The sequence below is a fragment of the Peribacillus sp. GL_122 genome (genome assembly GCF_057835005.1).
In genome coordinates this window covers 4,958,309-4,972,103 of record NZ_CM174415.1, presented here as the reverse complement: position 1 = coordinate 4,972,103, position 13,795 = coordinate 4,958,309, and the positions used below count along the sequence as shown (strand labels likewise).

At 41.8% G+C, this 13,795-nt stretch carries 11 protein-coding genes; 7 read left to right on the top strand and 4 right to left on the bottom strand.

The features are described from left to right. Positions 1-34 precede the first annotated feature (34 nt). Both AC3ISB_RS24085 and AC3ISB_RS24080 read left to right on the top strand, forming a co-directional pair. On the top strand, positions 35-952 hold the full coding sequence (locus AC3ISB_RS24085) for an ABC transporter ATP-binding protein (protein ID WP_489274699.1): 918 nt from the start codon (positions 35-37) through the stop codon (positions 950-952). Next, positions 952-2,556: an ABC transporter permease gene (locus AC3ISB_RS24080; protein WP_489274697.1), complete on the top strand. Its 1,605-nt coding sequence runs from the start codon at positions 952-954 to the stop codon at positions 2,554-2,556. Before AC3ISB_RS24085 ends, AC3ISB_RS24080 begins: the two co-directional genes overlap by 1 nt. A gap of 81 nt (positions 2,557-2,637) precedes the next feature. Here the strand turns inward: AC3ISB_RS24080 and AC3ISB_RS24075 are convergent, their stop codons facing one another. The 4 genes from AC3ISB_RS24075 to AC3ISB_RS24060 all read right to left on the bottom strand — a co-directional run bounded on the left by AC3ISB_RS24075 (position 2,638) and on the right by AC3ISB_RS24060 (position 6,024). After that, the gene (locus tag AC3ISB_RS24075) at positions 2,638-3,387 is read right to left on the bottom strand and encodes a sulfite exporter TauE/SafE family protein (RefSeq protein ID WP_144529065.1); all 750 of its coding nucleotides are present in this window, start codon (positions 3,385-3,387) and stop codon (positions 2,638-2,640) included. Positions 3,388-3,742: 355 nt separating this feature from the next. Next, positions 3,743-4,405 (bottom strand): methionine ABC transporter permease, encoded by a 663-nt coding sequence (locus AC3ISB_RS24070; protein ID WP_144529066.1) that lies wholly within the window; start codon positions 4,403-4,405, stop codon positions 3,743-3,745. Beyond that, a complete protein-coding gene (locus tag AC3ISB_RS24065) occupies positions 4,398-5,156 on the bottom strand; it encodes a methionine ABC transporter ATP-binding protein (protein WP_098373060.1) in 759 nt (252 codons plus the stop codon). Before AC3ISB_RS24065 ends, AC3ISB_RS24070 begins: the two co-directional genes overlap by 8 nt. A gap of 34 nt (positions 5,157-5,190) precedes the next feature. Further along, a complete protein-coding gene (locus tag AC3ISB_RS24060) occupies positions 5,191-6,024 on the bottom strand; it encodes a MetQ/NlpA family ABC transporter substrate-binding protein (protein ID WP_218925127.1) in 834 nt (277 codons plus the stop codon). Between the two features lie 344 nt (positions 6,025-6,368). Here AC3ISB_RS24060 and AC3ISB_RS24055 point away from each other — a divergent pair, with 344 nt between their 5' ends. The 5 genes from AC3ISB_RS24055 (at position 6,369) to AC3ISB_RS24035 (ending at position 13,344) form a co-directional block, all read left to right on the top strand. Continuing rightward, positions 6,369-7,853 (top strand): 4-hydroxyphenylacetate 3-hydroxylase family protein, encoded by a 1,485-nt coding sequence (locus tag AC3ISB_RS24055; RefSeq protein ID WP_144529067.1) that lies wholly within the window; start codon positions 6,369-6,371, stop codon positions 7,851-7,853. After that, entirely contained in the window at positions 7,801-9,237 is a 1,437-nt protein-coding gene (locus AC3ISB_RS24050; protein ID WP_377414268.1) for a 4-hydroxyphenylacetate 3-hydroxylase family protein, read from the top strand. The genes AC3ISB_RS24055 and AC3ISB_RS24050 overlap by 53 nt, the downstream gene beginning before the upstream one ends. 12 nt (positions 9,238-9,249) lie before the next feature. Next, positions 9,250-10,305 (top strand): LLM class flavin-dependent oxidoreductase, encoded by a 1,056-nt coding sequence (locus tag AC3ISB_RS24045; RefSeq protein WP_098373062.1) that lies wholly within the window; start codon positions 9,250-9,252, stop codon positions 10,303-10,305. 34 nt (positions 10,306-10,339) lie between these two features. Continuing rightward, entirely contained in the window at positions 10,340-11,389 is a 1,050-nt protein-coding gene (locus tag AC3ISB_RS24040) for an LLM class flavin-dependent oxidoreductase (protein WP_489274693.1), read from the top strand. A 542-nt stretch (positions 11,390-11,931) separates the two neighbouring features. Next, a complete protein-coding gene (locus AC3ISB_RS24035; protein WP_098373077.1) occupies positions 11,932-13,344 on the top strand; it encodes a glycoside hydrolase family 18 protein in 1,413 nt (470 codons plus the stop codon). Positions 13,345-13,795: the final 451 nt, after the last annotated feature.

Below are 13,795 nucleotides of genomic sequence, written 5' to 3'. Positions count from 1 at the left end.
GTATTTAATCCAATGAGGAAGAGGTGGATGAGGAATGTCAGTATTGAAAACAACGGATTTAACGAAAAAGTTTGGAAAGTTTACCGCTTTAAATGGGGTGAACATTGAAGTGAATAAAGGTGAGGTGTTTGGATTCATCGGTCCTAATGGTGCTGGAAAGTCAACAACGATCCGTGTGTTGCTAGGGATTTTAAAAGCGACGGATGGGGAAGCGAAGATTTTTGGTATGGATGCATGGAAAGATGCCGTTGAAATTCACAAGCGGATCGCGTATGTTCCAGGAGATGTGAACCTATGGCCCAACTTAACAGGAGGGGAAGTTATTGACCTATTTGTTGAATTACGCGGGGCAAACAATAAAAGCAGACGTGAAGAACTTATAAAAAAATTCGATTTGGATCCTTCCAAGAAATGCGGGACATATTCAAAAGGAAACCGGCAAAAGGTTGCTTTGATTGCTGCTTTCTCATCTGATGCCGACCTTTATATATTGGATGAACCAACATCAGGTTTAGATCCATTGATGGAAAGAGTTTTCCAGGAATGTGTGATGGATGCGAAAAATGAAGGAAAAAGCATATTACTTTCCAGTCACATTCTTTCTGAAGTGGAAAGATTATGCGATAAAGTGGGCATCATTCGGCAAGGACAAATAATTGAAACGGGAACATTGGATGAGTTACGTCATTTAACGAGAACAAGCTTGCTTGTCGAAACGAAGCAACCTATCCCTGCTTTAGGGAATGTAAACGGTGTTAGGGATATCGTGAAGAAAGATCAAGCACTTTCATTCCAAGTGGATACAAATGAATTGGATAATGTCATGAAGTATATAAGCCAGTTTGGAATTGTGAAATTGGAAAGCGCGCCGCCTACATTGGAAGAATTATTCATGAGCCATTATGAAGGCGAAAGGAAGACTTCTGATACTGGGGCGGGAGGTGCGTTATAATGGCGAACCAGTCCTATCATAATACAGGAAGGCTCTCCCGATTCATCGTACGGCAAGATCGGATTCGGATCCCTGTTTGGATAATTTCCCTATCGGTCCTTTCATTTATGGTTGCAATGGCATTCACCGATCTGTATCCGACTGGGATAGAAAGGCAAACCATTGCAGAAACGATGAGGAACCCTGCAATGACAGCGATGGTGGGGAAAGGTTACGGTCTGGATGACTATACAAACGGAGCGATGATGGCGCATCAAATGTTACTCTTAACTGCTATGGCTGTGGGGATAATGAGTATTTTACTTGTTACGCGCCATACACGCGCAGATGAAGAGGACGGCCGCATCGAAATGATCCGTTCTTTGCCGGCTGGCCGGTTGGCTAATTTATTTGCAACCATTTCCGTATCGTTTGGAACGAATGCATTGATCGTGATAATAACGGGTTTCGGATTGTATGCCCTGGGAATTGAAAGCATGGATTTGGAAGGTTCCCTTATGTATGGAGCAGCTTTAGGGGCAACAGGTATTTTCTTCTCGGCGATAACGGCATTATTTGCTCAGCTTACGGAGAGTGCGCGAGGTACGATTGGATATTCCATCACTGTATTGCTTCTCTCCTATCTTATTCGGGCGATTGGGGACGTTAGCAATGAAACCCTTTCCTGGTTTTCTCCATTGGGTTGGGTTTTAGGTTCAGAAGTATATGTGAAAAATTATTGGTGGCCCATCATCCTTACGATCGGTGCGGCAATCACTTTGGTTGTCCTATCTCTATATTTGAATGGCATCAGAGATTTGGAAGCTGGATTCATACCGGCTAAACCAGGCAGGAAATATGCTTCAACGTTTTTAAAAAGTCCGCTTGGCCTTGCGTTAAGGCTTCAGCGTATAGGATTAATTTCGTGGGCAGCCGGGATGTTCATTTTGGGAGCATCTTACGGTTCCGTTTTAGGTGATTTGGAATCCTTTTTTGCAAAAAATGAAATGATGGCCGAACTATTGACGCCTGTTGAAGGCTATTCGCTGACAGAACAATTTTTGACGATGTTGATGTCAGTCATCTCCATGATTTGCACCATACCGCCTTTAATGGCGATGTTAAAGCTTAAAGGGGAAGAAAAAAAGAATCGTACTGAACATTTACTGAGCCGCGCTGTATCACGTACAAGGCTTATGGGCAGCTATTTTATCATCTCCGTCATGGCCGGTTTTCTCATGATTACGCTTGCTGCAATCGGTCTTTGGGCAGTCGGGAATTCGGTGATGGATAAAGGGATTGCTTTCGGCACTTTATATAGCGCAGCAATGGTCTACCTGCCTGCAATGTGGATCATGATTGGTCTCGCTGTGCTGTTTATTGGCTTTGCACCGAAATTATCTGGCTTGACTTGGCTTTACTTGACATACTCAATCTTAGTCGTTTATTTAGGGGGAATGCTTCAATTTCCGGAATGGATGGGTAAACTAACACCATTTGGCCATATTCCGAAACTTCCTATTGAAGAGATGGACTTCATGAAGGTATTCATACTTACCATCATAGCCATAGTATTACTGACTGTTGGCTTTATCGGATATAACAAACGGGATATCCGGGGTTGACGATTCAACTATGATTCTATTAATCCTGCAAAAAGCCTGGTTTCTCGGTGTTTCAATGAGAAATCAGGCTTTTATTGGTTTTCAGCCATGGGGCAGCAATAATAGTACACCTAGCGCAATGATGATAAAGAATAAATAGCTTTCGAATTTCTTCGCAGGAATTCGCTTATTCATGAAGATTCCAAGGCCAGTCGCCAGTAATATGGCAGGAATGGAATAAACGTAGAGAATTAATGAATCGACTGTCCACAGTCCGCCTAGCGCATGCCCCATCACGACAAGGATTCCGGATATAAGAAAATGGGCTTGCAATGTTCCTCGGAATCGATCCGGACTCCATCTTCTTAAAGTTCCATAGACGACGACCGGCACCCCATTAAAGTTATATGCACTGCCAAGGACTCCCGACGCAAAACCGAACGGCCATACCCAGCCCTTCGAGGTGAGTAACGGTTTATCCACAGCCTGGAAAAGTTTTTGCTTAAGAAGGGAGTATCCTCCATATGCCATCAAAAAAACACCGAGTGCAGAAGTGATGATCATCGAAGGTGCGTAATGGAGCAAAGCGAGGCCGGCTGGTATGCCGATGACCGTTGCAAGCGCGAGCCTGATTAATACCGAACGTTCGATATGACGCCATCCGCTAACGACGGTTAGTGAGGCAACGGTAAGACCTGCCAACCCAATCAGGGAGACCGAAGTATTAAGCGGAATGTGAAGTAAGGCAAGCAAGGGCATGCTGACTATCGCTTCACCGAACCCGAACATCGTCCGCATCAAGGCGCCGATAAAGACTGCACCTACCACCAATATGATGCTGCTGATCGTCATTATTTAACCTCCTGAAGCAAAAATTCACCCTTCTGTAATTATACCATACCAATCGGGTTTGAGTTTAGTGGAACTATGTTTTGGAACAGGTTATTTCAGGCTTGGATTGCTCTCTGTGACGTGTTTGGTATGTGTTTTAATGGGGAGATACATACCGTTGTTTATGTCGCTTAGGAGTCAGAAATAGGGCTGGAAAGGCGGGTGTATATCTTGAGGTGTTGATTTATTTTACAGATTAATAGAGGTAACGAAGGATTGTTTGTTACTGGCTATACTTATTAGGTAAGCATTTTTAATTTAAAGAAAAAGTCATAGCCGTTCATTGGATTCGAACCAAGAAAGGCTATGATTGCGTTCACCTTTTATCAAGTTTAGCAGATAGATAATTTCCGGCGAATTGGACGGATTGAACAATGATGATAAGAAGGAATACGGTTGTTATCATGATGTCAGTTTGAAAACGGTAGTATCCATAACGAATGGCCAAGTCGCCAATTCCCCCGCCTCCTACGACCCCGGCAATAGCTGAATAGGATATGAAAGAAACGGCAGTAACAGTGAGGCCTAACAGGAGACCGGAACGCGCCTCTAATAATAAAACTTTGCTAATGATCTGGAAGGGAGATCCGCCCATCGCAACAGCAGCCTCAATTGTTCCTTTAGGCACCTCACGTAAAGATTGTTCAACAAGCCGAGCTAAAAACGGAATGGCCGCTATCGATAGTGGAATGGAGGCGGCTAGCGGACCTACAGATGTTCCCAATAACGTTCGTGTAAATGGAATAAGAGCAATCAATAAAATGATGAATGGGAATGAACGGACCGTGTTGATCATTGCATTTAAAACGTTATTTAAGATAGTCTGTTCGAGTAATTGTTCCTTTGAAGTCAAAAATGTAAGGAAACCAAGCGGAAGGCCCAATAAGATGGCTGCCAATATCGCTATTCCCACCATTAAAAATGTTTGGCCTACACCTAAGTAAATCTCAGGGAGTAAGGAAATGATATTATCAAACACTTACCTTCACCTCTTCAGATTCATGTTTTAATAGAATTTTACCGATTTTTGTTGTGGGTATGGTTCTATTATCCGCTAAGTTCAATTCCTCCATGATTTTCCCATTTTCCATGACCGCCACCCTATTTGCTAACCTTCGAATTACATCCATTTCATGAGTCACGATCAGGATGGTCACACCATAGGTTTCGTTTATTTTTTTTAGATAGGCCAGGATGGATTGAGTGGTTTGTGGATCAAGTGAAGAAGTGGGCTCATCACAAAGCAATACATTTGGTCTTGTGCTTATGGCACGGGCAATCGCGACTCTTTGCTTTTGTCCGCCAGAGAGCTGAGCTGGATAATGATTTGCCTTATCAGATAAATCAACGATTTGCAGGGACTCGGCAATGATTTTGGCGCGCTCATGTTTTGGTACATTGGCAAGTTCCAATGCGAGGCTGACATTTCCTTGCACCGTTCGATTTGCCAAGAGGTTGAAATGCTGGAAAACCATCCCGATTTTATTACGTGCTTCCCGAAGCTGTTTGCCAGATAAATCACTAAGGATCGAATCATTTATCGCAATCGTACCTTCCGTAGGCTTTTCTAGCAGGTTGCCCATGCGCAGTAAAGTAGATTTACCTGCCCCGCTAAAACCGATGATCCCATATATTTCATTTTCCTTAATATCAAGATTTACATGGGAAACCGCAGTGAATAATTTGTTTTTGACAGAAAAGGTTTTACAAACATTATTAAACTTTATCATTCTGAACCTCCGATCTGCATGCGTTATATATCTTTCATTTAAAATAATCAGGTCGGTGAAAGCCTTCAAACTCTTTATTGCTTTCAATCGCTTTTTGAAAGTCAGGGGATTGGTAGGCGTCAATGATTTCCTTCACGAATTGCTTGTCTTTATCTTCGGTTCTTACCGCCACAAAATTTTGGTATTCAAATGGGGGATCTTCTAAATAGATGGCAGAAGATAATTTTCGGTCGGATACCAAGATGGTATATCCATTGGCTACTGCATAATCTACATCAGGCAAGATTCGAGGAACTTGAGCCTGTTCCACCTCAACAAATGAAAATTTCACCTTTTGATCCACGATATCTTTTTTTGATACAGTCAGGGGATCGTATCCCTTTTTTAATTGAAGCCAGCCAATTTGTTCAAGCATTCTTAATGCTCGTGCCACGTTAGCGGGATCATTAGGGATTGCCACTTTTTGCCCCTCCCTCAATTCATCCTTGCTTCCATGTATGTCTGAATATAACCCCATAGGTGCTGTAGGGACTTTAATGGTTTCGGTAAGTTCCAGTTTGTTTTCATTGATGAAATTCTTGAAAAATGCAGTATGCTGAAATACATTAACATCGATTGAGCCTTCCGCTAAGGCAAAATTTGGTTGGTTCGGGTCACTGATTTCCACATACTTAACGGTATATCCTTTATTTTTCAGGTAGGGTTCTATTCCTTTTTTCACTTGGTCACTATAAGGGCCTGGAGTGAAGCCGAAAATAATTTCTTTCTTATCTTCACTCGCGGCTTTTTCACTGCCGCTGCCGTTGCAAGCTGAAAGCAACATGACGAATAATAGGGACATGATGATAAACAAAAATGAATTTCTCATCTGGAATTCCTCTTTTCTTTTTTATGGGTCCATTCTTTTTTTGGGAATAAAAAAAAGCATGAACAAGGTTTGTTCATGCCGCCGGTTATCCGGTAGGCTTTCATAGTATAGTTTTCCAATTGGAATAATTAAACTATAACAAGATTGTTGATTATTTATCAAGTATTATTTTTTTCTGGTTATTTTTGGGTAATTAGTTAAATCATACTTGACCAATTAATTTTATCGGATTATGATAATAAACATAAAAAAATAGCTTATCGGACAACCGAGAGCCCTTGTTAGGAGTCAGTTCCATACTCCTTCAAGGGCTTTTGTATTATCCAAGGAGGGGTTATTGCTTAATGAAGGTCAATAAAAGAAGACGGCTTGCCGAAAGTTTGAAAGATGGAAGAACTGTTTGGCTTGATGGAAAGAAAATAGACGATCTATATGCCCATCATGCTTTCACAGGCACCTTAGACACATTAACACATTTGTTAGATATGCTGGATTCACCTGAGGAACAAAAGATTGTCGGGTATGAAAGTCCAAAAACAAAGGAATTTGTTCACAAATCTTTTCTTATCCCCAAAGATATGGAAGAGCTGATTGCAAGAAGAAAGGCTTTTGAATTATGGTCGCGGAAAACTTATGGAGTGATGAGCCGATTATCTGATTATGCGAATTCGATGGTTACAGGCTACTACATTGATAGGGACTTCTTTAACCAATATGATTCAGGATTTTCCAAGAAAATCACGGAATACTATGAACAGGCCAGGGATGAACGACGTATTGTGATTCAGGCCATACTTGATCCTCAGATCGATAGGTCAAAGCCAGGTGATGAACAGGAAGATGCTTTATTGAAAGTCATAAAGGAAACGGAGGAAGGAATCGTTGTTAGAGGTGCGAAAATGATTGCTACAGCTTCCCCGTATGCACACGATGTCATCATCATGCCGCATCAGAAACTGACTCCTGATAAAACAGAGCAAGCAAATATGTGTATCATCCCATTGAATCTTCCTGGCCTGCAAATTGTCTGTCGTGAATCATTCGCCTCAAAAGATCAAAAGAAACATCCATTAAGTGCACAATTTGATGAAATGGACGCTGTTTTATTATTTGATGATGTGTTGATTCCTTGGGAACGTGTACTTATAAGGGGATCCGTAGAAGGGGTGTTTGAAGCGCAGCGGCACCAGCAATTAAACTGTCTCGCCCATCATCAAACGGTTGTCCGATTGCTGACGAAACTTCAATTCGTTGCAGGGGTGGCTACGGCCATCGCTCAATCTATCGGTGTCGATCAATTCTTGCAAGTGAAGGAGAAGCTTGGTGAACTATATACCCAAATCGATAGTATAGAGGCGTTGCTTATTGCCTCGGAGATTCAAGGATCACTAAACGAAAAGGGTGTTTATCTACCTGCTCTCGTACCCTTGCAAACGGCACGAAATCTTGGAACCCGCCATTATCCAAGAGCGATCGAGATTTTAAAACAAATCGGGGCAGGCGGTTTTATTCAGCTCCCTTCTACAACGATCGAGGACAGCAACGAACTCATTCCATTATTAGAAAAGTATTTTAGAGGAGCGAATGTCGATGCCGTCACTAAAACGTCTTTATTTCAAGTAGGATGGGAACTGATAGGAAGCACACTGGGATCGAGGCATGATCTGTATGAAAGGCTGTATACCGGGGATCCCATTCGAACCTTCGCTATGCAGTATGAAACCTATGATAAAGAGCCATTAAAACGAAGACTCCACCATTTTTTGGAGGAGGTAAATGGAAAGGGGAATCGTGATGATCGAAAACAATCGGTATCTTCAACGACTTAATGATGGGAGAAATATCTGGTTAGATGGAGATATCATCAAGAACGTAGGGGAACATCCTGCATTTAAAGGAACGGTCCATACGATTCAGTCATTGCTGGATTTACAAACAAAAACAGGCAGTAAATCCTTGCTGACATACAAGACGGAGGAAGGACTTGATGCGAACTTGTCATTCTTCGTTCCAAGGACACATGAGGATCTGGAAAAAAAACGTTTGGCGTATCAGCATTGGGCCGATCAGACTTTTGGAGTCATGAGCCGTCTATCTGAATATTCCCGTTCCATAATTACTGGTTGGTTCGCAAACCGTTCAGAGTATGAAGATGCACATCCAGGTTTTTCAGAAAAAATAGAAAGCTATTACTATCAATCCCGTAATCTTGATTTATTGTCAACAGTTGCAGGGCATGATCCACAAAAGGATCGCTCAAAAACATTAGTGGAAAAGAAACCGGGGATTTTACATATCAGCCGTAAAAATCGTGAAGGAATCTATGTTCGCGGTGCGAAAATGATTGCGACAGCTGCTCCATATGTTGATGAAATTTTAATCTTTTCCTATCACAAGAGAGGGGAAAATGAACGTGAATTCGCAAATGTTTTCTTTGTTCCTGTCAATGCCAAAGGTTTGCATATCGTTTGCAGGGAGTCGTTTGCTGATGAACGAGAGGAGGATCATCCGCTAAGTGCACGTTTTGACGAAATGGATGCCGTCTTGATTTTTGATGATGTATTCATCCCTTGGGAGCGGGTGCTTGTTCAAGAGGATCCTGAATTTGCATGGAAGCTTCGTTGTGATGCCCCTTCATCACTGCTTAGCCAGCATCAAACTGTAGTGAGGCTTGTCAGCAAACTGGAAAGTGTCGCAGCAATCGGAAATGAATTAGCGGAAACGGCTGGTGCTACACAATTTTTACATGTGAAAGAGAAGCTTGCAGAATTGATCATCCAGCTTGAAACCATTAAGGCATTACTACTCGCTTCGGAAAATAAAGCGAAAATGCATAATGGCATAATGCTTCCTGATCAAGATTTTTTAACGACAGCCAGAAATCTGGGAACGAGATTCTACCCAAGGGCATTGGAAATCATCCAGCAAATTGGTGCAGGAGGACTGTTACAGGTCCCATCCAGCTTGAAAGAATTGGAAGGTCCCATAGGTCCTTTGTTAAAAGAGTATTACCAGGGTACAGAGACATCTGCCGAGGATAGGACCCGATTAATTAAATTGTCGTGGGATTTATTAGGGAGTCCGCTTGCATCACGGCATGAATTATATGAACGATTTTATTCCGGTGACCCTGTCAGAACTTATGCTGCACAGTACACCAATTATAAAAAAAAGCAGAATCTCGTAGATTATGCTTATGAGATTTTAAAATAAGGAGGTTTTATAATGTCTGTGCATTTTTACTGGTATGTGCCTACAAATGGCGATGGAGAATACTTAGGACTAAACGAGCCGCAGAGGAAACCCACTTTGGATTATATAGTAAATGTTGCTAAAGCGGCAGAAGAGGCTGGTTTTGAAGGAGTTTTGATTCCAACAGGCATTCCTTACCTAGATTCATGGATAGTGGGCTCGGCCATCATTCATCATACAAGAACGATCAAGCCATTGATCGCCTTTCGCCCAGGATTCATTGCTCCTACGGTTGCCGCAAAAATGGCCGCGACCCTTGACCAATTCTCGGAAGGGCGAATGCTTGTCAATGTAGTTACTGGAGGTTCGGCAAAAGAATTGGGGCAGGATGGTGACTTCGTTGAACATAATGAGCGATATGCCAGAACAGGTGAATTCCTTGATGTGGTACAAAAATCATGGACGGAAGAAAAGGTGAATCATATAGGAGACTATTTCACGGTCAGCGATGGAGTATTGAATCCAAGCATCCACCAAAGTCCGAATATTCCGATTTATTTCGGTGGTTCATCCGATGCAGCAAAGGAAATTGCCGCGAAATCTGCCGATGTTTATTTGCAATGGGGAGAACCAGCGGAGCAAATTGAACAACAAATCAATGATGTCAAACAGAGAGCCAGGAAGTATGGTAGGCAATTGGAATATGGTGTCAGGATTCATGTGATTGTTCGGGACGAGGAGAATGAGGCATGGGAAGCAGCGAGGAAAATAATAAGCAGAGCAGGCAGGGGATCTTTGGAAAATATGAATCATTATTATGAAACGACAGATTCGGTGGCTCAAAAGCGGATGAATGAATTAACGAAGAACAAGGAACGTTTTGGAAGATATGGTTGGTCGGGAATCGGGAAAATCAGAAAAGGAGCAGGCACAGCCATCGTAGGCACCCCTGAACAAGTGAGGGAAGGCCTGCAAGAATATATCGATATTGGCGTAAAGCATTTTATCCTATCAGGTTTTCCACACTTGGAAGAGGCAGAAAGATTTGGGAGAACGGTGCGGCCATTATTTGGAGAAAAGGTTTTATGAGCAGGAAGATCCCGAAAACTAAGGAGGGAAGGATATGAAATTTTCAATCTGGGGAGCTAATTTATCCGGCGGTTTCTTACGGGCAAACGTAGAACAAAATACGGATGGAAGTATGGAATACAATCGTAAACTCGCAAAAATGGCAGACCAGCTACAAGTTGACTCCATCCTTTATGCAATTCGCTATGTTGGCAGTATTGGAGGTAGCACGGCGGATAGAGGGCAACTGGATCCTTTATCGGTTATTACTGCTTTGGCAGGGGATACCGAAAACGTTCATTTCATTGCTGCAGTTTTACCAGGTTTCATTCATCCTGCAACCCTCGCTAAAGTAGGTTCGAGCATCGATATTATCTCAAAAGGAAGATTTCACATTAATTTGGTCAGCGGCTGGTTTAAAGAAGAACAAGAAATGTTTGGGATAGAATGGATTAAGCACGAAGAGCGATATAAACGTTCAAGGGAATACCTGGAGGTTTTAAAGGGATTGTGGACGACCGATCATTTTTCTTATCAAGGAGACTATTATCAAATCAATAATGCTATATTGGCACCGAAACCTATTCAAAAACCATATCCACCAATCTATCAAGGCGGGAATTCACAGGATTCCCAAGAGATGGCGGGGGAATTATCCGACTATTACTTTATGAATGGGGCTTCCATAATAGAGTTGCAAGAACAAATGGAATATGTGAAGGCTGTAGCACGAGAACATGGTCGTGAAGTGAAATTTGCCGTTAATGCTTTTGTCATTGCCAGAAAAACGGAAGAGGAGGCAAAAAGCGAATATCAGTATATTATCGAACGCGCAGACGATACGGCAATAGCACAGTTTAAAAACCGTAAAGATACAAAAGGAATGTGGAAAAATGCGACTTCAATTAGTGATTTTGTAGCCAATAATGAGGGATTCAGGACGGGGCTAATCGGCAGTTACGAATCGGTTGCGATCAAAATCCAGGAACTTCAAGCGATCGGAATCGATAAGATCCTACTAACTTTTCGGAATGCACTACAAGAATTACCGGACTTTTATAAAAACGTAAACAATCGTTTGGAATCAGAGTTCATAAAGAAATAAATATGGACAAGGAATGTTGGGTCTTAATCGAGGACGCAGTATGGAACTTTGGGTGAATGGTAAAACACTGAAATACGAAAGACTGCCATATGGTGGTCTTTTTCATTTTAATGAGATAAAGAGAACTTAAAAACAAGACTAGATTATCTTTTACTGTTTTTTATGAAACCCTCAATGAATTGAAGAGAGTTTCCTTTGGATTCTCTGTATGCACCTAATAAATACGTTTCTCCTAATTTTAATTCTACTTTATCCTCCCCTATGGCATAATCCCATCCACTAAACACACAACAGAATGTATTTTGTCTATTTTTTGTTGGGGGTGAAGTTACATTTGGTGCATAAAGAAAACCTAAACGAGAACCATTAGTATTTATTATTCCAAATCCTGAATTTCCTTTCTCTAAAATGGGGAACAAAAGTTATACGCAATAAGAGCGAAAAAACTAAGAATACTGGAATGTTGATCGCAAAAAAACATATTAGGGCTATCTAGGGAATAAAATGAAAGGAATATTTTGAAGGAAAGTGGGGCAGTGCATGTGAAAATCCATGTGGTGAATAGGGGGGATTCTTTGTGGGGAATTTCCCAGCAATATGGTGTCAGTACCAACAGAATTGTTCGGATCAATGGCCTTGAAAATCCAGATAAGCTGGTGATTGGCCTAGCACTTTTGATTCCTGATCCTTATCTTCAGTACAGGGTTCAGGAAGGGGATACTCTAAATAAAATCGCAAATCAGTTTGGAACTACGGTACAGGAAATCATGCAATCGAATCGCATCACAAATCCTTCTGCTATCTATCCAGGGCAGAGACTAACCATCCCGGTTATTTATCATACCGTAAGGGAACGAGATACCCTTTATGATATAGCAAGACGTTATGGAACGACAGTTCAAGCCATTATGCAGATGAATCGGATTACAGATCCGTCCAATATTCATATCGGACGGATAATAAGGATTCCCCAGAAACCAAAACCCATCATTGATGTAAATGGTTTTACAAATGTTTACGGGCAAGTAGGTGCGGAGCAGGTACGTGAAGTAGCCTACGATTTGACCTATGTAAGTCCATTTGGTTATAGAATGAGGAAAGATGGCAGCTTAGAAGTCATAGATGACACCCCGACGATACGGGCGGCACAGTCAACTGGCGTCATACCCATGATGTGCATAACGAATTTTTCCGCCACGGAAGCGGGAACTCAGCTTGCACATACGATACTTTCCGATTTAAGTTTAGTGGAAAAATTATTAACCAACGTCATAAATACGATGAAAAATAAAGGGTACCGTGGATTGAATATCGATTTTGAAAGTGTAGCACCAGAGGACCGTGATTTCTATAATCGCTTTCTCCAAAGAGCGGTGGATCGATTGCATCCTGAGGGCTACTTTGTGTCATCCTCCCTTGCCCCAAAAACTAGCGCCAATCAAAAGGGAGCATTAGTTGAGGCACATGATTATCCAGTTCATGGACGGCTGCTCGACTTCGTAGTGCTGATGACATATGAATGGGGTTACCGAAAGGGGCCGCCGCAGGCAATCTCTCCCATTAATGAAATAAAGCGTGTCCTTGACTATGCCGTAACGGCTATACCAACAAATAAAATCTTCATAGGATTTCAAATTTATGCACGGGACTGGCTTGTTCCTCATGAAGAGGGGCAGGAAGCAGAGACTTTCGACATGCAGGAAGCCATCAGACGCGCCGTCCAATATAATGCAGAAATAAAATATGACGAGACAGCTCAATCACCTTATTATAGGTACAAAGATAATCAGGGGCGCACACATGAAGTTTGGTTTGAGGATGCACGCAGTGCTAAAGCCAAATTCGACCTGGTGAAGATTTACAGGTCAAGGGGTCTCAGTTATTGGGTACTTGGTTATCCTTTTCCCCAGAATTGGGAACTGCTTGGGGATACATTTATTGTACGGAAACTGTAGGGTGTTTTTTTACAGCAACGTGGATCACATATAATTAATATAGTGATGGACAGCTTTTTTTATAAAGCTGTCTCAGTTTTTATGAAGGTTTATAAAACCTCGAACGTCGATTTCCACTCCAGGCACTCGCTTTCCGCGGGCGGTCCGGGAGCCTCCTCGACGCGCTTTTCCCGCAGGAGTCTCGCACCTTACGTTCCAATCAACTTTGTTTTGAAATTTTAGGTAAAACCCTTTTACTACAAACTCGGACAGCTTTTTTTATAAAGCTGTCTATTTTAGTGATTTCGAAATGCACTACAAGAATTACCGGACTTTTATATAAACGTAAACAATCGTTTGGAATCTGAGTTCGAAAAGAAATATGGACAAGGAATTTTGGATTTTAATGAGAAAGAGATCTCTTTAAAAACAAGGAAATGTGTTCTTCATTGTGGAAATGTATTACGGACAA

What these genes read in the sequence shown, in the direction of transcription:
- AC3ISB_RS24085 (WP_489274699.1), top strand. Translation starts at nt 35, where the DNA reads ATGTCAGTATTGAAAACAACGGATTTAACGAAAAAGTTTGGAAAGTTT.
- AC3ISB_RS24065 (WP_098373060.1), bottom strand. Translation starts at nt 5,156, where the DNA reads ATGATAAAGTTTAATAATGTTTGTAAAACCTTTTCTGTCAAAAACAAA.
- AC3ISB_RS24045 (WP_098373062.1), top strand. Translation starts at nt 9,250, where the DNA reads ATGTCTGTGCATTTTTACTGGTATGTGCCTACAAATGGCGATGGAGAA.
- AC3ISB_RS24060 (WP_218925127.1), bottom strand. Translation starts at nt 6,024, where the DNA reads ATGAGAAATTCATTTTTGTTTATCATCATGTCCCTATTATTCGTCATG.
- AC3ISB_RS24080 (WP_489274697.1), top strand. Translation starts at nt 952, where the DNA reads ATGGCGAACCAGTCCTATCATAATACAGGAAGGCTCTCCCGATTCATC.
- AC3ISB_RS24055 (WP_144529067.1), top strand. Translation starts at nt 6,369, where the DNA reads ATGAAGGTCAATAAAAGAAGACGGCTTGCCGAAAGTTTGAAAGATGGA.
- AC3ISB_RS24050 (WP_377414268.1), top strand. Translation starts at nt 7,801, where the DNA reads ATGGAAAGGGGAATCGTGATGATCGAAAACAATCGGTATCTTCAACGA.
- AC3ISB_RS24075 (WP_144529065.1), bottom strand. Translation starts at nt 3,387, where the DNA reads ATGACGATCAGCAGCATCATATTGGTGGTAGGTGCAGTCTTTATCGGC.
- AC3ISB_RS24040 (WP_489274693.1), top strand. Translation starts at nt 10,340, where the DNA reads ATGAAATTTTCAATCTGGGGAGCTAATTTATCCGGCGGTTTCTTACGG.